At 33.0% G+C, this 20,987-nt stretch carries 22 protein-coding genes; all 22 read right to left on the reverse strand.

Annotated features, from left to right (window positions below; all coding sequences use genetic code 11):
• Positions 1 to 6: 6 nt before the first annotated feature.
• The gene (gene rplE, locus KGF41_RS18630; RefSeq protein WP_003421151.1) at positions 7 to 549 is read right to left on the reverse strand and encodes a 50S ribosomal protein L5; all 543 of its coding nucleotides are present in this window, start codon (positions 547 to 549) and stop codon (positions 7 to 9) included.
• A 29-nt stretch (positions 550 to 578) separates the two neighbouring features.
• Positions 579 to 884, reverse strand: coding sequence for a 50S ribosomal protein L24 (gene rplX, locus KGF41_RS18635; protein ID WP_227437031.1), 306 nt, complete (start codon positions 882 to 884; stop codon positions 579 to 581).
• Between the two features lie 23 nt (positions 885 to 907).
• Positions 908 to 1,276 (reverse strand): 50S ribosomal protein L14, encoded by a 369-nt coding sequence (rplN, locus tag KGF41_RS18640; RefSeq protein ID WP_003421155.1) that lies wholly within the window; start codon positions 1,274 to 1,276, stop codon positions 908 to 910.
• Between the two features lie 25 nt (positions 1,277 to 1,301).
• The gene (rpsQ, locus tag KGF41_RS18645; protein ID WP_003421156.1) at positions 1,302 to 1,556 is read right to left on the reverse strand and encodes a 30S ribosomal protein S17; all 255 of its coding nucleotides are present in this window, start codon (positions 1,554 to 1,556) and stop codon (positions 1,302 to 1,304) included.
• A gap of 23 nt (positions 1,557 to 1,579) precedes the next feature.
• The gene (gene rpmC / locus KGF41_RS18650; RefSeq protein ID WP_003421158.1) at positions 1,580 to 1,783 is read right to left on the reverse strand and encodes a 50S ribosomal protein L29; all 204 of its coding nucleotides are present in this window, start codon (positions 1,781 to 1,783) and stop codon (positions 1,580 to 1,582) included.
• A gap of 1 nt (position 1,784) precedes the next feature.
• Entirely contained in the window at positions 1,785 to 2,216 is a 432-nt protein-coding gene (gene rplP / locus KGF41_RS18655; protein ID WP_003421160.1) for a 50S ribosomal protein L16, read from the reverse strand.
• 35 nt (positions 2,217 to 2,251) lie between these two features.
• Entirely contained in the window at positions 2,252 to 3,085 is an 834-nt protein-coding gene (rpsC, locus tag KGF41_RS18660; RefSeq protein ID WP_227830333.1) for a 30S ribosomal protein S3, read from the reverse strand.
• A gap of 22 nt (positions 3,086 to 3,107) precedes the next feature.
• Positions 3,108 to 3,443, reverse strand: a complete 336-nt coding sequence (gene rplV / locus KGF41_RS18665) for a 50S ribosomal protein L22 (protein ID WP_009887891.1) — start codon at positions 3,441 to 3,443, stop codon at positions 3,108 to 3,110.
• A gap of 31 nt (positions 3,444 to 3,474) precedes the next feature.
• Positions 3,475 to 3,756, reverse strand: coding sequence for a 30S ribosomal protein S19 (rpsS, locus tag KGF41_RS18670; RefSeq protein WP_021386634.1), 282 nt, complete (start codon positions 3,754 to 3,756; stop codon positions 3,475 to 3,477).
• A gap of 34 nt (positions 3,757 to 3,790) precedes the next feature.
• A complete protein-coding gene (rplB, locus tag KGF41_RS18675; protein ID WP_227437027.1) occupies positions 3,791 to 4,621 on the reverse strand; it encodes a 50S ribosomal protein L2 in 831 nt (276 codons plus the stop codon).
• A 29-nt stretch (positions 4,622 to 4,650) separates the two neighbouring features.
• Positions 4,651 to 4,941: a 50S ribosomal protein L23 gene (gene rplW / locus KGF41_RS18680; RefSeq protein ID WP_003421170.1), complete on the reverse strand. Its 291-nt coding sequence runs from the start codon at positions 4,939 to 4,941 to the stop codon at positions 4,651 to 4,653.
• Positions 4,941 to 5,564, reverse strand: a complete 624-nt coding sequence (gene rplD / locus KGF41_RS18685; protein ID WP_227830334.1) for a 50S ribosomal protein L4 — start codon at positions 5,562 to 5,564, stop codon at positions 4,941 to 4,943. Before rplD ends, rplW begins: the two co-directional genes overlap by 1 nt.
• A gap of 29 nt (positions 5,565 to 5,593) precedes the next feature.
• Positions 5,594 to 6,223 carry a 50S ribosomal protein L3 gene (gene rplC / locus KGF41_RS18690; protein ID WP_227437029.1) on the reverse strand — a complete coding sequence of 210 codons (630 nt, stop codon included), beginning with the start codon at positions 6,221 to 6,223 and terminating at the stop codon, positions 5,594 to 5,596.
• A 93-nt stretch (positions 6,224 to 6,316) separates the two neighbouring features.
• On the reverse strand, positions 6,317 to 6,628 hold the full coding sequence (rpsJ, locus tag KGF41_RS18695) for a 30S ribosomal protein S10 (RefSeq protein ID WP_054268679.1): 312 nt from the start codon (positions 6,626 to 6,628) through the stop codon (positions 6,317 to 6,319).
• A 370-nt stretch (positions 6,629 to 6,998) separates the two neighbouring features.
• Positions 6,999 to 8,192: an elongation factor Tu gene (gene tuf / locus KGF41_RS18700; protein WP_227842893.1), complete on the reverse strand. Its 1,194-nt coding sequence runs from the start codon at positions 8,190 to 8,192 to the stop codon at positions 6,999 to 7,001.
• A gap of 91 nt (positions 8,193 to 8,283) precedes the next feature.
• Complete coding sequence (gene fusA / locus KGF41_RS18705; protein ID WP_227437035.1) at positions 8,284 to 10,350, reverse strand: elongation factor G; 2,067 nt, start codon at positions 10,348 to 10,350, stop codon at positions 8,284 to 8,286.
• Positions 10,351 to 10,398: 48 nt separating this feature from the next.
• On the reverse strand, positions 10,399 to 10,869 hold the full coding sequence (gene rpsG, locus KGF41_RS18710) for a 30S ribosomal protein S7 (protein WP_227830409.1): 471 nt from the start codon (positions 10,867 to 10,869) through the stop codon (positions 10,399 to 10,401).
• Between the two features lie 123 nt (positions 10,870 to 10,992).
• Entirely contained in the window at positions 10,993 to 11,415 is a 423-nt protein-coding gene (gene rpsL, locus KGF41_RS18715) for a 30S ribosomal protein S12 (protein WP_227437039.1), read from the reverse strand.
• Positions 11,416 to 11,702: 287 nt separating this feature from the next.
• On the reverse strand, positions 11,703 to 15,188 hold the full coding sequence (gene rpoC / locus KGF41_RS18720; RefSeq protein WP_227842894.1) for a DNA-directed RNA polymerase subunit beta': 3,486 nt from the start codon (positions 15,186 to 15,188) through the stop codon (positions 11,703 to 11,705).
• 41 nt (positions 15,189 to 15,229) lie between these two features.
• Positions 15,230 to 18,946, reverse strand: coding sequence for a DNA-directed RNA polymerase subunit beta (locus KGF41_RS18725; protein ID WP_227830407.1), 3,717 nt, complete (start codon positions 18,944 to 18,946; stop codon positions 15,230 to 15,232).
• A 461-nt stretch (positions 18,947 to 19,407) separates the two neighbouring features.
• Positions 19,408 to 20,196: an SDR family NAD(P)-dependent oxidoreductase gene (locus KGF41_RS18730; RefSeq protein ID WP_227830406.1), complete on the reverse strand. Its 789-nt coding sequence runs from the start codon at positions 20,194 to 20,196 to the stop codon at positions 19,408 to 19,410.
• Between the two features lie 406 nt (positions 20,197 to 20,602).
• Positions 20,603 to 20,968: a 50S ribosomal protein L7/L12 gene (gene rplL, locus KGF41_RS18735; RefSeq protein ID WP_021382505.1), complete on the reverse strand. Its 366-nt coding sequence runs from the start codon at positions 20,966 to 20,968 to the stop codon at positions 20,603 to 20,605.
• Positions 20,969 to 20,987: the final 19 nt, after the last annotated feature.

Raw genomic sequence — 20,987 nt, forward strand, 5'->3', positions numbered from 1 at the left:
CTTTGCTTACTTAGAAAATGGCATTCCTAATAATTTTAATAATTCACGAGCTTCTTCGTCAGTTTTTGCTGTAGTAACGAATATTATATCCATTCCTCTTACTTTATCAATTTTATCATATTCTATTTCAGGGAATATTAATTGTTCTTTAACTCCTAAAGCATAGTTTCCTCTACCATCAAAAGCATTAGGGTTAACACCTCTAAAGTCTCTAACTCTTGGTAAAGAAACTGATACTAATTTGTCCATAAAGTAGAACATTTTGTCAGCTCTTAATGTAACTTTTGTTCCTATTGGCATTCCTTCTCTTAGTTTGAAGTTAGCAACAGATTTTCTAGCTTTAGTTATAACAGGCTTTTGTCCTGATATTATTTCTAATTCTTCAACGCCTTTTTCTAATCCTTTTGGATTTTCTCTAGCATCACCTATACCCATGTTAATAACTATTTTATTTAACTTAGGTATCTCCATTACGTTTTTATATCCAAATTTCTCCATTAAAGCAGGAGCAACTTCTTTCATGTATTTTTCTTGTAATCTAGAAGCCATTTAAGGTCCCTCCTTTCAAGCAATATTTATTATAATTCTTTTCCGCTCTTTGCTGATACTCTTACTTTTGTCCCATCTTTTACTTCATATCTTACTCTAACGCCTTTTCCTGTTTCAGGATCAAATGGCATTACATTAGATATGTGTATTGGGGCTTCTTTATTTATTATTCCACCTTGTTGGTTCATAGCACTTGGTTTTTGATGTTTAGTTATTACGTTTACACCTTCAACTAATACTTTATCAGCTTTAGGGTATACCTTTAAAACTGAACCTTTTTTACCTTTATCTTTACCTGCTATAACTACAACAGTGTCACCTTTTTTAACACGCATCATGTCCTATTGCACCTCCTTAATTATAGTACTTCTGGAGCAAGAGAAACTATTTTCATGAATTCATTGTCTCTTAACTCTCTAGCAACAGGCCCGAATATACGAGTTCCTACTGGAGTTTTATCGTCCTTTATTATAACAGCAGCATTTTCATCAAAAGATATATAGCTTCCGTCATTACGTCTTACGCCTTGTTTGCTTCTTACTATAACAGCTTTAACAACCTTACCTTTTTTTACAACTCCACCAGGTGTTGCACTTTTAACAGTAGCAACTATAACGTCGCCTATGTTACCATATCTTCTTTTACTTCCGCCTAGAACACGTATACATAAAAGTTCTTTAGCTCCTGAGTTATCAGCAACTCTTAGACGTGATTCTTGTTGTATCATATCGTAATCCCTCCTTCTTCAAAAACTACTTAACTTTCTCAACAACTTCAACTAGTCTGAATCTCTTATCTTTAGATAAAGGTCTAGTTTCCATTATTTTAACTCTATCTCCGATGTTACATATATTCTTTTCATCATGAGCCTTAAATTTCTTAGTTCTCTTAACACGTTTGTTATATAGTGGATGACGTACGAATTCTTCAACAGCTACTACTATTGTTTTATCCATCTTATCACTAACAACACGGCCTATTCTAACTTTTCTTCTTCCTCTTTCCATGTTTAAAAAGCCTCCTTTCCAAATTAAGCTCTAGTTTCGTATAACTTTCTTTCAGCAAGAACAGTTTTAACTTTTGCTATATCCTTCTTAACAAACTTTATTCTAGCTGTATTTTCTAATTGACCAGTAGCTAATTGGAATCTTAAGCTAAATAATTCACTTTTGAAGTCGTTTAATTTGTTCATTAGCTCTTCGCTTGTTAAATCTCTTAATTCTTTAGCTTTCATCCTATTCACCACCCTTTACTTCTAAATCTTCTTTTTTAACAAATTTACATTTGATTGGTAATTTATGTGCAGCAAGTCTCATAGCTTCTCTTGCTTTATCTTCAGAAACACCTGCTAATTCAAACATAACTCTTCCTGGCTTAACTACAGCTACCCAATATTCTGGAGAACCTTTCCCTGCACCCATACGAGTTTCTGCTGGTTTTCTTGTTACTGGTTTATGAGGGAATATTTTTATCCAAACCTTTCCCCCTCTTTTTATATATCTAGTCATCGCGATTCTGGCAGCTTCTATTTGATTAGAAGTTATCCAAGAAGCTTCTAAAGCTACTAATCCAAACTCACCATAAGTAACTTTGTTACCTTTATGAGCTTGCCCAGCCATACTTCCTCTATGAACTCTACGACGCTTTACTCTTTTTGGCATTAACATGAGTATTTTTCCTCCTTCCTTGAACCTAACTATTATTAATTTCCTTTGTTTTCAGTTCTTTGAGGTCTTGATCCACCTTGAGGTCTTTGTCCACCTTGAGGTTTTTGCCCTCTATAGTTTCCTCTGTTATCGTTTCCTCTTCTATCATTTCCTCTTCTATCGTTTCTTCTGTTATCTCTCTTGTTGTCTCTTCTGTCGCTCTTTCTGCTTTCTTCTCTTGGGTTTACACCATCTCTAGTTGGTAAAACTTCACCATTACATACCCAAACTTTTATACCTATTTTTCCATAAGTAGTATCAGCTTCAGCGAAACCATAATCTATATCTGCTCTTAAAGTTTGTAGTGGCACATTTCCTTCACTATAACCTTCAGTTCTAGCCATTTCAGCTCCACCTAATCTTCCTGAAGCAGAAACTTTTATCCCTTTAGCACCAGATTTCATTGCTCTTTGTATAGCTTGTTTCATTGCTCTTCTGAAAGCAACCCTTCTTTCTATAGCTAAAGCTATATTTTCAGCTACTAATTGAGCATTTTTATCTGTACTTCTTACTTCTACTATGTTAACTATTATACTTTTCTTTGTCATTTTTTCTAATTCAACTTTTAATGCTTCGATTCCAGCACCAGCTCTTCCTATAACTACTCCTGGCTTAGCAACATGTAAGTCCATTTTTATTTTGTTAGCTGATCTTTCTATTTCTATTCTAGCAACTCCAGCTGAGTATAATCTTTTCTTTAAGAATTTACGTATATTATGGTCTTCTAATAATAAGTTTCCGAACTCTTTTTTATCAGTAGCGAACCATCTTGAGTCCCAATCTTTTATAACACCGACTCTTAAGCCGTGTGGATTAACCTTTTGACCCATTATTTTCCCTCCTATCTATTAATTATTTTTTTTCTTTCACAACAACCTCTATATGAGAAGTTCTTTTTCTTATTGTAGTTGCACGACCCATAGCTCTAGGCATGAATCTCTTCATTGTTGGCCCTTGATTAGCAACTATTGATGCTATATATAATTTTTCAGTATCCATTTCGTGATTGTTTTCTGCGTTAGCTTTAGCTGACTTTACAACTTTAGCTATTATTGAAGCTGCTCCTCTTGGAGTGAACTTTAATATCGCTAATGCTTCATCAACATTCTTTCCTCTAACAAGGTCACAGATTTGGCCTGCTTTTCTTGGTGATACACGTACATATTTAGCAGTAGCTTTTGCTTCCATTGTTATTCCTCCTTTCTTAGTCATAATTTAATTATTTTCTCTTATTAGATTTTTCGTCATCCTTATGTCCTTTGAAAGTTCTAGTAGGAACGAACTCACCTAATTTGTGTCCAACCATATCTTCTGTTATATATACTGGAACATGTTTTCTTCCATCATGAACAGCTATAGTGTTTTCTACCATTTGTGGAAATACAGTTGAAGATCTTGACCAAGTTTTTATAACTTCTTTACTTCCACTAGCATTCATAGCTTCTATTTTCTTTAAAAGTCTTGCATGGACAAAAGGCCCTTTTTTAGTTGATCTTGACATTTATATTCCTCCTTTCCGAGCAAAAATAAATTTACTACTTAGTTCTTCTTGATACTATTAATTTATTTGAAGCTTTGTTTTTCTTTCTAGTTTTGTATCCAAGAGCTGGTTTACCCCATGGAGTAACAGGAGATGGTCTACCTATTGGAGATCTACCTTCCCCTCCACCGTGTGGATGGTCATTAGGGTTCATTACAGAACCTCTTACAGTAGGTCTTATTCCCATATGTCTTTTTCTACCTGCTTTACCAATAACTACGTTACCGTGCTCTATATTTCCAACTTGTCCTATAGTAGCTTTACAGTTTATGCTTACTAATCTCATTTCACCTGATGGTAATCTTAATAAAGCATTTTTTCCTTCTTTAGCCATTAATTGTGCAGAAACTCCAGCAGATCTAACTAATTGAGCTCCTTTTCCTGGCTTTAATTCTATATTATGAATGATAGTACCAACTGGCATATCTTTTAATGCTAAACAGTTTCCTGGTTTTATATCAGCACCTAATCCTGATAAGATAGTATCTCCAACGTTGATTCCAACTGGAGCTAATATATATCTTTTTTCTCCATCAGCATAGTTTAATAATGCAATATTTGCAGTTCTGTTTGGATCATATTCTATAGTAGCAACCTTAGCAGGTATACCATCTTTATCTCTTTTAAAATCTATTATTCTATATTTTCTTTTTTGTCCTCCACCTCTATGACGAACAGTTATTCTACCATGTACGTTTCTACCAGCATTTTTCTTTAAGTTAACTAAAAGAGATCTTTCTGGTTGGTTACATGTTATTTCCTCAGAAACTAAAACTGTCATTTGTCTTAAGGCAGGAGAAGTTGGTCTAAACTTTTTTATAGCCATCTGTTTTCCCTCCTTCGTTTGTTATAATATTACATTCCTTGGAAGAATTCTATTTCTTTACTATCAGCAGTTAATTTAACTACTGCTTTCTTAAAGCTTGCTGTTCTTCCTTGAGTTCTACCCATTCTTTTAACTTTTCCATCGTAGTTTAAAGTATTTACTTTATCAACACTAACTCCGAATACTTTTTCTACTGCTTTTTTTATTTCAGTTTTGTTCGCATCTTTAGCCACAACAAAAGTGTATTTTTTTTCACCCATTTCAGCCATACTGTGCTCAGTTACAACTGGTCTTATTATTACATCATGTGGATTAGTCATTATGCGTACACCTCCTCCACTTTTTTAACAGCATCTGTAGTTATTATAAATGAATCATATTTTAATATATCATATACATTCATAGTATTAACTAATGCAGTTTGAACACCTTCTATATTTCTAGCTGATTTTATTACATTATCATTTTTATCAGCTATAACTACTAAAGCTTTTTTAGCAGCATTTATATTATTTAATATTTGAGCGAATTCTTTAGTTTTAGGAGCATCTATGTTTAATGCATCTAATACTATAACTTCACTATTTTGTATTTTTGAAGATAAAGCACTCTTCATAGCTAATCTTCTTACCTTCTTAGGTAATGTATATTTGTAACTTCTTGGTTTAGGTGCAAAAGCAACTCCTCCACCTACCCATTGTACAGATCTTGTAGAACCTTGTCTTGCTCTACCTGTTCCTTTTTGTTTCCAAGGTTTTCTTCCGCCACCTCTAACTTCTGCTCTAGTTTTAGCAGATTGAGTTCCTTGTCTCTTATTTGCTAATTGATTTTTTACAACTTCATATAAAACATGTCCATTAACTTCTACGCCAAATATAGAATCTGATAATTCTATTTCTCCAACGTTTTGTCCACTAATATTTAGTACATTTAATTTTGGCATTGTTATTCCTCCTTTCTCTAGGTTAGTCATTATTTAGAAACCTTTACAGCTTCTTTTATAGTTACTACTGAACCTTTAGCTCCTGGTATAGCTCCCTTAACTAATATAAGGTTCTTATCAGCATCTACTTTAACAACCTCTAAGTTTTGAACTGTTACCTTTACGCTTCCCATATGTCCAGCTAATTTTTTGTTTTTAAATACTCTACCTGGGTAAGAACAAGCTCCCATTGAACCTGGTCTTCTGTGGTATCTAGAACCGTGAGATTCAGGACCTCTACTTTGTCCATGTCTTTTTATTGGACCTTGGAATCCCTTACCTTTACTTATTCCAGTAACATCTATTTTTGCACCTGCTTCAAATACATCAGCTTTTATTTCTTGTCCAACTGTGTATCCTTCTACAGAATCTACTCTAAACTCTTTTAAATGTTTCTTTAAAACATTAGCAGCAGCTAAGTGTCCTTTTTTAGGCTTGTTTAAAGATTTTTCTTTAGCATCTTCAAAACCTATTTGTATAGCATTGTATCCATCTTTATCAACTGTTTTTATTTGAGTAACGACCATAGGTCCTGCTTCAACAGCTGTTACAGGTATAACTACACCTTTATCAGTGAATATTTGAGTCATACCAACTTTTTTTCCTAATATTCCATTCATATTAGCACCTCCTATAATTCTTACAGCGGATTACATCATTTTAGAAGTAATCATTCTAAGATAGTTACCTATAGGATAATATCTTAGGGGTTCTTATAATTTTATTTCTATATCTACACCTGCTGGTAAGTCTAATCTCATTAATGAGTCAACTGTTTTAGGTGTTGGATTAGCTATGTCGATTAGTCTTTTATGAGTTCTTATTTCAAATTGTTCTCTAGAGTCTTTGTACTTATGTACGGCTCTTAATATAGTTACAATTTGTTTTTCTGTTGGTAGAGGCACAGGTCCTGAAACTTGTGATCCAGCCTTTTTAGCAGTTTCAACTATTTTACCTGCTGAAAAATCTAATAATTTGTGATCATATGATTTTAATCTTATTCTTATTTTTTCATTCTTAGCCATTTTGTTTTCCCTCCTTTATCACGTGTTTAATTTTCAAGTTGCGTACAACCAATACCGATACACTGCTCCGGGTGTGTTGTAACTTTCAAATCGATATCAGTTCGTATTTCACTAGGATTTAATTCTTATTTTCTTAATCTCTCAAGCACACTATTATATTTTATATCATCTGTTACATTTTTTCAAGTTTTTTTTATGTTTTTTCCAATTTTATTTTCTCTTACAACATTATAACCTTAAACTTGATTATTAATCTATCTCAAGGCACTAGTTTAGTATATATGCTTTATTGCTACTTGTCAACAAAAAACAAAAAAGAGAGGTTGAACCCCCTCTTTTTTTATATGAAATCAATTAGCTTAGTAAAAGATTATTCGATTATTGTAGCAACAACTCCTGAAGCTACTGTTCTTCCACCTTCTCTTATTGAGAATCTTAATCCTTCTTCTACAACTATTGAGTTTATTAAGTCTACTTCCATTGTTACGTTATCTCCAGGCATTACCATTTCTATTCCATCTGGTAACTTACAAGCTCCTGTTACATCTGTTGTTCTGAAATAGAATTGTGGTCTATATCCATCAAAGAATGGTGTATGTCTTCCACCTTCTTCTTTTTTAAGTACATATACTTCTGCAGTAAATTTTGTGTGTGCTTTTACTGATCCAGTTTTTGCTAGTACTTGTCCTCTTTCTATTTCGTTTCTTTGTACTCCTCTTAATAATGCTCCTATATTATCCCCTGCTTGTGCTTGGTCTAATAATTTTCTGAACATTTCTACTCCTGTTACTACTACTTTTCTTGGTGCTTCTGTTAATCCTACTAATTCTACTTCGTCTTGTACTTTTAATACTCCTCTTTCCACTCTTCCTGTTGCAACTGTTCCTCTTCCTGTGATTGAGAATACGTCTTCTACTGGCATTAAGAATGGTTTGTCAGTATCTCTTTCTGGTGCTGGTATATATTCATCTATTTGCTCAAATAATTCTACTATTTTATTTCCCCATTCGCTCTTTGGATCTTCTAATGCCATTAATGCTGATCCTCTTATTATTGGAGTATCATCTCCTGGGAAATCATATTCTGTTAATAAATCTCTTACTTCCATTTCTACTAGTTCTAATAACTCTTCGTCATCTACCATGTCACATTTGTTTAAGAATACTACTATATATGGTACACCAACTTGTCTTGATAATAGTATATGCTCTCTTGTTTGTGGCATTGGTCCATCTGTTGCTGAACAAACTAATATTGCTCCATCCATTTGAGCTGCTCCTGTTATCATGTTCTTAACGTAGTCAGCATGTCCTGGGCAGTCAACGTGTGCGTAGTGTCTATTTGGAGTTTCATACTCAACGTGTGCTGTTGATATTGTGATTCCTCTTTCTCTTTCTTCTGGAGCTTTATCTATGTTTGCGAAATCTACTGCTTCTCCTAATTGGTATCTGTCATATAATGTTTTTGTTATTGCTGCTGTTAATGTAGTTTTACCGTGGTCAACGTGTCCTATTGTCCCTATATTAACATGAGGTTTTGTTCTTTCGTATTTAGCTTTAGCCATTTTGAATTTCCTCCCTTTATCTTGTGCAAGACGAGACAAGTCTCGTCTTGCTGATTATTTTTTATATTTATATTATTAATTAATTTTTAAATTATTTTCCTTCAGCTATCTTTTTAGCAACTGAAGCTGGAACTTGTTCATAGTGATCGAATATCATTGTATAAGTTGCACGACCTTGAGTTGAAGATCTTAGGTCTGTAGAGTATCCAAACATTTCTGAAAGTGGAACAAATGCATTTATAACTTGTGCACCACTTCTTGCTTCCATTCCTTGGATTAATCCTCTTCTTGAGTTTAAGTCACCCATAACATCTCCCATGTAATCTTCTGGAGTAACAACTTCTACTTTGAAGTAAGGCTCTAAAAGAACTGCATTACCTTTCTTCATAGCATCTTTAAATGCCATTGAACCAGCCATCTTGAACGCCATCTCAGAAGAGTCAACTTCATGGTAAGAACCATCATATAACTCAACAGCAACGTCTACAACTGGATATCCAGCAACTATACCAGATTGCATAGCTCCTTGTATACCCATGTCAACTGGACCAACATATTCTTTTGGTACAGATCCACCAACAGTTTTGTTTGTGAATTTGTATCCTTCACCTGGCTCTTGAGGAGCAACTCTAATCTTAACGTGACCATATTGTCCTCTACCACCTGATTGCTTAGAGTACTTGTATTCAACATCAACTGGTTGAGTTATAGTTTCTCTGTATGCAACTTGTGGAGCACCAACTTTAGCTTCTACTTTAAATTCTCTTAATAATCTATCTACTATTATCTCTAAGTGTAATTCACCCATACCAGATATTATAGTTTGTCCTGTTTCTTGGTCAGTTTTAACTGTGAAAGTTGGGTCTTCTTCAGCTAATTTTTGAAGAGCTATACCCATTTTTTCTTGAGCTGCTTTAGAACTTGGTTCTATAGCAACAGATATAACTGGCTCAGGGAATTCCATAGATTCAAGTATTATTGGATTAGCAGGATCACATAATGTGTCTCCAGTAGTAGTATCTTTTAATCCTACTGCTGCTGCTATATCTCCAGCATAAACTTTAGTTATTTCTTCTCTTGTATTGGCATGCATTTGTAGTATACGACCAATTCTTTCTCTCTTATTCTTAGTTGCATTTAAAACATAAGAACCAGATTCTAATGTTCCAGAGTAAACTCTGAAGAACGCTAGTTTTCCAACAAATGGGTCAGTCATTATTTTGAATGCTAATGCAGAGAATGGCTCTTCATCAGAAGAATGTCTTTCAGCTTCCTCTCCATCTTCCAATATACCTTTTATAGCTGCTATATCAGTTGGTGCTGGTAAGTAATCTAAAACTGCATCTATTACTAACTGAACACCTTTGTTTCTATAAGCTGTACCACAGAAAACTGGGTTCATTTCACAAGCTATAGTAGCTTTTCTTATAGCAACTTTTAATTCATCTATAGTAGGTTCTTCACCTTCAAGATATTTCATCATTAACTCTTCATCAGTTTCAGCTACTGCTTCAACTAATTTTTCTCTCCACTCTGTAGCTAATTCTTTCATATCTTCTGGTATGTCTGTTTCTTCCATTTCAACACCTAAGTCGTCTTTGTATATAACAGCATCCATTTTTAATAAGTCTATTATACCTATAAATGAATCTTCTTTACCTATTGGTAATTGCATAGGAACTGCATTAGAATTTAATCTAGATTTCATCATGCTTACAACATTGTAGAAATCTGCACCTAATATATCCATTTTATTTACAAAAGCTATTCTAGGTACTCCATAAGTTTCAGCTTGTCTCCATACATTCTCAGATTGAGGTTCAACTCCACCTTTTGCACAGAATACAGCAACTGAACCGTCAAGAACTCTTAGAGATCTTTCAACTTCAACTGTGAAGTCCACGTGTCCAGGAGTATCTATTATATTTATTCTATGGTCTTTCCATGAAGCAGTAGTAGCGGCAGAAGTTATTGTTATACCTCTTTCCTTTTCTTGCTCCATCCAGTCCATTTGAGAAGCCCCTTCATGAGTTTCTCCTATCTTATGAGTTTGCCCAGTATAAAACAGGATTCTTTCTGTAGTAGTAGTTTTCCCTGCATCTATATGAGCCATGATTCCTATATTCCTAGTTCTTTCCAAAGGAAACTTTCTAGCCATGGTTATCCTCCTTATGATATCCTCAATTTTATAAGATATCTATATATCCTACCATCTATAATGAGCAAATGCTTTATTAGCTTCTGCCATTTTATGAGTATCTTCTTTTTTCTTAACTGAAGCTCCTGTGTTGTTAGCTGCGTCCATTATTTCTTTAGCTAATTTATCAACCATTCCTTTTTCTCCACGAGCTCTAGTATATTTTACTAACCATCTTAAACCTAATGTTTGTCTTCTTTCAGGTCTAACTTCGATTGGTACTTGGTAGTTTGCCCCACCAACTCTTCTTGCTTTTACTTCTAAAACAGGCATTATATTATCCATTGCCTTATTAAATACTTCTAAAGCATCTTCTCCTGTTTTTTCAGCAATAATTGTGAAAGCATCATAAACTATTGTTTGAGACTTTCCTTTTTTTCCGTCTACCATTAAATTATTTATCAATTTAGTAACTACCTTACTCCCATACATAGGATCTGGTAAAACTTCTCTCTTTGGAACATTACCTTTTCTTGGCATTTCGCTTCCCTCCTTAATTATTTAACTTAAATCATAGGTACTCGACATAAATCATTTAATGCCGTGATGCCATAAATATCTATATATTTAAAGCACCGAACTATAATCAATCATTAATTGTTTTTATTTTTTAGCGTCCTTAGGTTTCTTAGCACCATACTTAGATCTTGATTGTCTTCTCTTATCAACACCTGCTGTATCTAAAGTACCTCTTAGTATATGGTATCTAACCCCTGGAAGGTCTTTTACTCTTCCGCCTCTTATAAGAACAACACTATGCTCTTGTAAGTTATGTCCTTCTCCTGGTATATAAGCAGAAACTTCTATACCATTAGTTAATCTAACTCTGGCAACTTTTCTTAAAGCTGAGTTAGGTTTCTTAGGAGTAACTGTTTTTACTGAAGTACAAACCCCTCTTTTTTGTGGAGCACTAGCGTCAGTTACTTTCTTGTTTAAAGAGTTGTAACCTTTTTGTAATGCTGGAGCAGTAGATTTCTTTTCAACTGCTTTTCTACTTTTACGAACTAATTGGTTAATTGTTGGCATCATCTGCACCTCCTTCCAAATTTTCGATCTTATCAGTGACCGCCAACTACATCAATATGAATACTCATACTGACTGATTGTAACATTTGTTACTTACAATTTAATGTCTATAACACATGAATATGTGATATTAGCATTTTTCTAGCTTGATGCTTTTAGTTTTTGTTTATTGCCATTTAAAAGTCACTAAGAGCTCATATAAGCCCTTAGTGTACTTTTAAACAACACACTTTACTATTTTAACACCACAAATAATGGTTGTCAAGATTTCTTTACTCTATCTGCCATTAATCTTCAATTTTTTCAACAGCTATATTTCTATATTTCTTCATTCCTGTTCCTGCTGGTATTAGTTTACCTAATATAACATTCTCTTTAAGCCCTATTAGGTGATCTTCTTTACCTTTTATTGCAGCTTCTGTTAATACTCTTGTTGTTTCCTGGAATGAAGCTGCTGATAAGAATGAATCAGTTGCAAGAGATGCTTTAGTTATACCAAGTAATACTCTTTTAGCAACTGCTGGTCTTAAGTCTTTAGCTATAGCTTCTTCGTTACATCTATTAAATGTTAATACATCTTCATATCCACCTGGTAATAAATCTGTATCTCCTGGGTCTTCAACTTTAACTTTAGATAGCATTTGTCTTACTATAACTTCTATATGCTTATCGTTAACATCAACCCCTTGAAGTCTATAAACCCTTTGAACTTCTTTAACTATATATTCTTGAACACCTTTAACACCTTTTACTCTTACTATATCATGAGGATTTATAAATCCTTGTGTTAAAGGATCTCCAGCTTCTAATATCTGTCCTTGCTTAACTTTTAATCTAGAACCATATGGTATCACATATGTTTGAGTTTCGCCTTCTTCTGGTATTACATTTACTTCTTTTCTCTTTCCAGTTTCATCTATTTCAACTCTACCAGATACTTCAGTTATTACAGCTAAACCTTTTGGTTTTCTAGCTTCAAATAATTCTTCAACCCTTGGAAGACCTTGAGTTATATCGGCTCCTGCAACCCCTCCAGTATGGAATGTACGCATTGTAAGCTGAGTACCCGGCTCACCTATAGATTGAGCTGCTATTATACCAACTGCTTCACCTATATTAACTTCTTTTCCTGTAGCTAAGTTTCTACCATAGCACTTAGAACAAACTCCATGATTAGTTCTACAGTTAAGAACTGTTCTTATCCTAATTTTTTCAATTCCTAAAGCTACTATAGTTTCTGCTTCATCTTCTTGTATCATAGCATCAGCTTCAACTATAACTTCACCAGTTTCAGGATTTAATATAGGGTCTATAGTATATCTTCCTACAATTCTATCATATATCTCTTCTATAACTTCATTTCCTTCTTTTATAGCATAAATTTCTGTAGTATCTTCTGTTCCACAATCTACTTCTCTTACAATAACATCTTGACTTACATCAACAAGTCTTCTTGTTAAGTATCCAGATTCAGCTGTACGTATAGCTGTATCGGCAAGACCTTTTCTGGCACCATGTGAAGATGTAAAGTATTCAAGTACTGATAAACCTTCACGGAAATTAGATTTAACTGGTATCTCAACTGTTTTACCAGATGCATTGGCCATAAGACCACGCATACCTGCTAACTGTCTAATTTGATTTTTAGAACCTCTGGCTCCTGAATGTGCCATTATATATATATTGTTTAATCTATCTAGTCCACCCATAAGAGCATCAGTAACCTTATCAGTTGTTTCTGTCCATGTCTCTATAACTTTTTCATATCTTTCTTCATTAGATATTAAACCTCTTCTGTATGCTTTTTCATATTTATCAACTTTTGCTTCTGCCTCAGCTATAAATACTTTCTTTTCTTCTGGAACACTCATATCAGCAACAGCAACTGTTATACCACCTAATGTAGAGTATTTAAATCCTAGAGATTTTATATAATCTAGTAATTCAGCTGTTTCTGTATTTCCATGTTTTCTAAAGCACTTATCTATTATTTTACCTAGAGATTTTTTATCTGCTAAGAAGTCAACTTCAAGAGCAAATGGGTTTTCATTTCTATCTACAAATCCTAAATCTTGAGGTATACTTTCATTAAATATAAATCTACCAACTGTACTTTCAACTAATGAGCTTCTTCCATCTTCAAGAGTTACTTTTAGTTTTACTAAGGCATGTAGATGAACTGATTTATTGTAATAAGCAAGTAATAGTTCATTAAAATCTTTAAATACCATTCCTGTTCCTTTAGCATCATCTTGTGCTTCTATTGTTAGATAATAACAACCTAAAACCATATCCTGAGATGGAGTAGTTATCGGAGAACCATCTTTAGGAGCAAGAATGTTGTTTACAGAAAGCATTAAAAATCTTGCTTCTGCTTGTGCTTCTACTGATAAAGGTACATGAACCGCCATTTGGTCACCATCGAAGTCTGCATTGTAAGCTGTACATACAAGAGGATGTAGCTTTATAGCTTTACCTTCAACCAAAATTGGTTCAAATGCTTGTATACCTAATCTATGTAGAGTCGGCGCACGGTTAAGAAGAACTGGATGGCTTTTTATAACATCTTCTAAAACATCCCAAACTTCTGGCTTAACTTTTTCTACTATAGATTTTGCACTTTTTATATTATGTGCATATCCTTCTTTAACTAGTTTATCCATAACAAATGGCTTGAATAGTTCTAGTGCCATTTTCTTTGGAAGACCACATTGATAGAATTTAAGTTCTGGTCCAACAACTATAACAGAACGTCCTGAGTAGTCAACACGCTTACCAAGTAAGTTTTGACGGAAACGACCTTGTTTACCCTTTAACATATCTGATAAAGACTTAAGTGGTCTATTTCCAGGCCCTGTTACAGGTCTACCTCTTCTACCATTATCTATTAATGCGTCAACTGCTTCTTGAAGCATTCTTTTTTCATTTCTTACAATTATATCTGGAGCTCCAAGCTCTAGTAATCTCTTAAGTCTATTATTTCTGTTTATAACTCTTCTATATAAATCATTTAAGTCTGAAGTTGCAAATCTTCCACCATCAAGTTGTACCATTGGTCTTAAATCTGGTGGTATTACTGGTATTGCATCTAAAATCATCCATTCTGGTTTATTCCCAGATTTTTTAAATGCTTCTACAACTTCTAATCTTCTTATTGTTCTAACTTTCTTTTGTCCTGTACTGTCTTTTAATTCCGATCTTAGGTCTTTGCTTTGTTGCTCTAAATCTATGTTTTGTAACAATATCTTTACAGCTTCAGCACCCATACCTACAGTAAAAGTATATCCGTATTTTTCAAGAGCAGTTCTATACTCTTTTTCTGTCAATAACTGCTTCTCATTCAATCCAGTTTCTCCTGGATCAACTACTACATATGAAGCAAAGTATAGTATTTTTTCTAATGATCTTGGTGACATATCAAGTAAAAGTCCCATTCTACTTGGTATACCTTTAAAGTACCAGATGTGAGACATAGGAGCTGCTAGCTCTATATGTCCCATTCTTTCTCTTCTTACTTTTGATTTAGTTACTTCTACTCCACATCTATCACAAACTACACCTTTGTATCTAACTCTTCTATATTTACCACAATGACACTCCCAGTCTTTTTGTGGTCCAAATATTCTTTCACAGAAAAGACCATCTTTTTCTGGTTTTAAAGTACGGTAATTTATAGTTTCTGGCTTTTTAACTTCTCCTCTAGACCATTGTCTTATTTTTTCTGGAGAAGCCAATGCTATTTTTATCGACTCGAAATTGTTTAATTCAAACAAGGAGTTCTCTCCCTTCTATTTGAGATTTACATTAATTAAATTTACACATCAAAGTCATCACCAACAAAGTCTATTTCTTCTTCAAATAAATCTTCTTCAGCAAATTCTTCTAAATTCTCTATATCCTCATCTTCTACGGTTTCCGTAAAATCATCTTCAATTTCTTCTATTATATTACTTTCTTCAACTTCTCCCATGTTATTTACAACATCTAGTTCAAATTCACCTATTGTGTCATCTTCATCTACAGATTCTCTTACTTCTATTTCTTGATCTTCATCTGTTAATACTTTTACATCTAAGCATAAACTTTGAAGTTCTTTTATAAGAACCTTAAATGATTCTGGGATTCCTGGCTCAGGTATGTTTTCACCTTTAACTATGGCTTCGTAAGTTCTAACACGACCTACAACATCATCAGACTTGACAGTAAGTATTTCTTGAAGTATATGAGCAGCTCCATATGCTTCTAGAGCCCAAACCTCCATCTCTCCAAATCTTTGTCCACCAAATTGTGCTTTACCACCTAGTGGCTGTTGAGTAACTAATGAGTATGGTCCAGTACTTCTTGCATGTAGTTTTTCATCAACTAAATGATGTAGTTTTAAGTAGTACATATATCCAACAGTTATTCTATTATCAAAAGTTTCACCTGTTCTACCATCATATAAAGTTAATTTACCATCTCTAGGATATCCAGCTTCTTCAAGAGCATCCATTATATCATACTCATTGGCACCATCAAATACTGATGTTGCAACATACCATCCTAAAGTCTTAGCAGCAAGTCCTAAATGAACCTCTAAAACCTGACCGATGTTCATACGTGATGGTATACCTTGTGGGTTAAGTATTATATCTAGTGGAGTTCCATTTTCCATGAATGGCATATCTTCTTCTGGTAATATTCTTGAGATAACCCCTTTATTACCATGACGACCAGCCATTTTATCTCCAACTTTTATTTTTCTCTTTTTAGCTATATAACATCTTACTAATTCATTTACTCCTGGAGATAAATCATCTCCATTTTCTCTAGTAAATACTTTTACATCAACTATTATACCAGATTCACCATGAGGTACTTTAAGTGAAGTATCTCTGACTTCTCTAGCCTTTTCACCAAATATTGCACGAAGTAATCTTTCCTCAGCAGTAAGTTCAGTTTCTCCTTTTGGAGTTACTTTACCAACTAATATATCTCCTGAATCTACTTCTGCACCTATTCTTATTATACCTCTGTCATCTAAGTTCTTAATTGCACTATCTCCAACATTAGGTATATCTCTAGTTATTTCCTCTGGCCCTAGTTTTGTATCTCTAGCTTCACATTCATATTCTTCTATATGAATTGTTGATAATCTATCTTCTTTAACTAATCTTTCATTTATTAATATGGCATCTTCGTAGTTATAACCTTCCCAAGTCATGAATGCTATAAGACAGTTTCTTCCAAGTGCTACTTCTCCTAAATCAGTTGCTGGACCGTCTGCTATAACATCTCCTTGCATTATTTGCTCACCTTTAGTTATTATAGGTGTTTGATTTATACAAGTACCTGAGTTTGAACGTTTAAATTTAAGTAGATTATATCTATCTCTGTTTCCATCTTCTCTTTTTATAATTATCTCATCTGCTGTTACTCTTTCTGCTATACCAGAATTTCTAGCAACAACAACTGCTCCAGAGTCTTTTGCAGCTCTATATTCTATACCAGTTCCTATAATTGGTGCTTCTCTTCTAACTAGAGGCACTGCCTGACGTTGCATGTTCGCTCCCATAAGGGCACGGTTGGCGTCATCATTTTCTAAGAAAGGTATCATAGCAGTGGCAACAGATACAACCTGCTTAGGAGATATATCCATATAGTCTACTCTGCTTTCAGGAACCATTTCAACAGCACCATTTACAGTTCTACAAACAACTCTATGGTTTACGAATTTACCATCGTCTGTTAATGGCTCATTTGCCTGAGCTCTTACGAATAAATCTTCTTCATCAGCAGTTAAATAATGTATCTCATCAGTAACTGTTGATGTTACTTTATCAAATTTTCTATATGGTGATTCTATAAATCCAAACTCATTTATTTTTGCATAAGTTCCAAGAGAGTTTATAAGACCGATATTTGGCCCTTCTGGAGTCTCTATCGGACACATTCTACCGTAGTGTGAATGGTGAACGTCACGCACTTCGAATCCAGCTCTTTCTCTTGAAAGACCTCCAGGTCCAAGAGCTGATAGTCTTCTCTTATGTGTTAACTCAGATAAAGGATTTGTTTGGTCCATGAACTGAGATAACTGAGAACTACCGAAGAATTCTTTTATTGCAGCTGAAACTGGTCTTATGTTAACTAACGCTTGAGGCGTTATAGCTTCCATATCTTGAACTGTCATTCTTTCTTTTATGACTCTTTCCATTCTTGAAAGACCAATTCTAACTTGGTTTTGTAATAATTCTCCTACAGATCTTATTCTTCTATTTCCTAAATGGTCTATATCATCAATATTTCCTATATTATAGAAGATATTGAATTCATAACTTATTGAAGCTATTATATCGTCTAATAATATATGTTTTGGTATAAGTTCTTTAATTCTTGATTTTATAGCTTCTTTTATTTCTTCTTCGTCACTATATCCATCTAAAATTTCTTTTAATGTTGGATAATGCACTTTTTCTTTTATGTTTAAATCATCTATGTCAAAATCAATATGAGACTTAATGTCTACAAAATTATTTCCTATAACTCTAACTTTCTTATCATCATCCATTAATAGATTTACTACATTTATACCTGCATTTTGTATATCTTTAGCTAACTCATAGCTTATTTTTTCTCCAGCTTTTACAAATACTTCTCCTGTTTCAGGATTTATTATGTCTTCTGCTGAAATTCTATTCATAATTCTATAGCATAAAGCAAGTTTTTTATTAAATTTGTATCTACCAACTTTTGCTAAATCATATCTCTTTGGATCAAAGAATAAAGCATTTAGTAAAGATGATGCACTTTCTACAGTAGGTGGTTCACCTGGTCTTAATTTTTTATATATCTCAACAAGACCTTCCTCTACTGTCTTAGTATTATCTTTTTCTAATGTAGCAGATAATCTTTCGTCTTCTCCTAAAAGGTCAATTATTTCTGCATCTGTCCCTATTCCTAAAGCTCTAAGTAAAACTGTAACTGGTTGTTTTCTTGTTCTATCAACTCTTACAGATATTACATCGTTAGAATCTGTTTCATATTCTAACCATGCTCCTCTATTAGGAATTACAGTAGATGAAATTAATCTCTTACCTGTTTTATCTCTCTCTTCCGCATAGTAAACACCAGGAGATCTAACTAATTGACTTACGATAACTCTTTCTGCCCCATTTATAACGAAAGTTCCTCTTTCTGTCATTAAAGGGAAGTCACCCATAAATACTTCTTGTTCTTTTATTTCGCCTGTTTCTTTATTTATAAGTCTTACCTTAACTTTTAGAGGTGCACAATATGTAGCATCTCTCTCTTTACACTCTTCTATATCGTACTTTGGTTTATCGTCTAAAGAGTAGTCAACAAATTCCAATATAAGATTACCAGTATAATCTTCTATTGGTGAAATATCATCAAACACTTCTTTTAAACCTTCTTTTAAAAACCACTCATAGGAATCTACTTGAATTTCTATAAGATTTGGCACATCAGCTATTTCCTTAATTTTAGAAAAGCTCATTCTAGTTCTTTTACCTATCGTGACAGGATGTGGCATTCACTTTTCACCTCTCAATAATTAAAAATAAAACAATAGTTCATTCTAACGCATCTAATAATTTTAGCATAATGTCAAGTATTTTTCAATATATTTTTTATCTTATATGTAAACTATGCATTATTTTTGATTTTTTGTAAATTATTTTAAGCATATATTATGTATTATGTACAATTCTTCAATATAAAATCCAATTTTTTCATTTATCGGTGTAATTTTCTATAAAAAGTTACATTCCATTACTATACCCATATTTAATTATAATTTCATAAATAAGTACTAGTAAATAATTGTATTTATATAAAATCTGTTAAATATACAAAATAAAGACCATAAATGAATTTAATCTGGAGTTTTAAATCTTAAACTATTTCCATCATAAATTATATCTACAGTCTTTATAAAAATAGAATTTCTACTATAATTAAGTTTTTTATTTTTACTATATATTAGTAATATAATTATCCTAATATATTATCTGCAAACTGTGGTGTAGGTAAACCAAAACCTCCAGCTACTTCAAGTAAGTCTCCTGTTATAAAGGATGAATCATCACTAGCATAGAATAAAACAGCCTTTGCTATGTCTTCTGGCTTCCCTATACGATTTAAAGGAACATGCTTTAGAAACTCCTTTATAAATTCTGGAGACATATTATCTAAGGCAGCTTTGGTTGCAATAAGACCTGGAAGTACAGCATTACATCTAACATTATCTTTTGCATATTGTGTTGCTATATTTTGAGTTAATGAGTTGATTGATGCTTTTGATACACAGTAAGCTATTCTAGATAGGTCAGGTAATACTGAACCTATACTAGATATATTTATTATACTTCCCTTACCATTCTTTATCATATGAGGAATAGCAGCTTTACATGGTAAATATACACTTTTTAAATTAGTATTTACTGTATCAAAGAAATTATCTGTATCTCCAGTTAAAAGGTCTTTATCAAGTGAAGGATTTGTCGAACCAAAATTATTTACAAGTATATCTATCTTGCCTTCTTTTTTAACTACATCTTCTATCATTGAAGTAAATGTTTCTTCTTCACGGGCATTAAAATAAACAAACCTAGCACAACCACCTTCTGCACTTATTCTATCTATAACTTCATTAGCCAATTCTTCTGAACGAGCTGCTAAATATACAACTGCTCCATTTTGTGCCAATATTTCAGCTGATGCTAATCCAATACCTTTAGTTGCTGCAGTAACCACTGCAACTTTCCCTTGTAATTTTTCCATTATTAACTCCTCCTTAAATGCCTTTCTTGAAATCTACATATTTCGATTTTTAGAAGTATTTAACTCATTTTAAATTTATATTTGTTAATTAATTATTTATTACATTTTATTTTTAAAGTACTTTTGTAAATTTTTAAAATAATATGTAGTTTTATATATTTTTCCTTTTATTATATCACCTTATATGTGCATATTACAATAATTGTTTATATTTTAATTTAACGTCTGTGTTTGACATAGTAAAAAACATATTCTTTAATAGTATTAAATTAAAATATCATTACACACTATATGATACCCTTAATTTAATACTATTATATAAATTTTTTTTATTTTATAGAAATATTTTATTTACAATTTTTTATAAATAAAAAAAGATACCCAAATGGGTACCTTTTTAAAGAAACTACTTAACTTCTACTTTAGCTCCAGCAGCTTCTAATTTTTCTTTTATTTGATCAGCTTCTTCTTTAGAAGCTCCTTCTTTAACTGTCTTAGGAGCATTGTCAACTACTTCTTTAGCTTCTTTTAATCCTAATCCTGTTATTTCTCTAACTGCTTTTATAACTCCAACTTTTGAAGAACCAACCTCAGCTAATACTACATCAAACTCAGTTTTTTCTTCAGCAGCTGGTCCACCAGCAGCTGCACCAGCTACCATTACTGGAGCTGAAGCTGAAACGCCGAATTTTTCTTCAGCAGCTTTAACTAATTCATTTAATTCTAAAACTTTCATATTTTCTATAGCTTCTAATATTTGTTCTATTGTCATTTTTAGCACCTCCGAATTT

This window comes from Clostridioides sp. ZZV14-6150 (assembly GCF_020657875.1).
Lineage (GTDB): Bacteria > Bacillota > Clostridia > Peptostreptococcales > Peptostreptococcaceae > Clostridioides.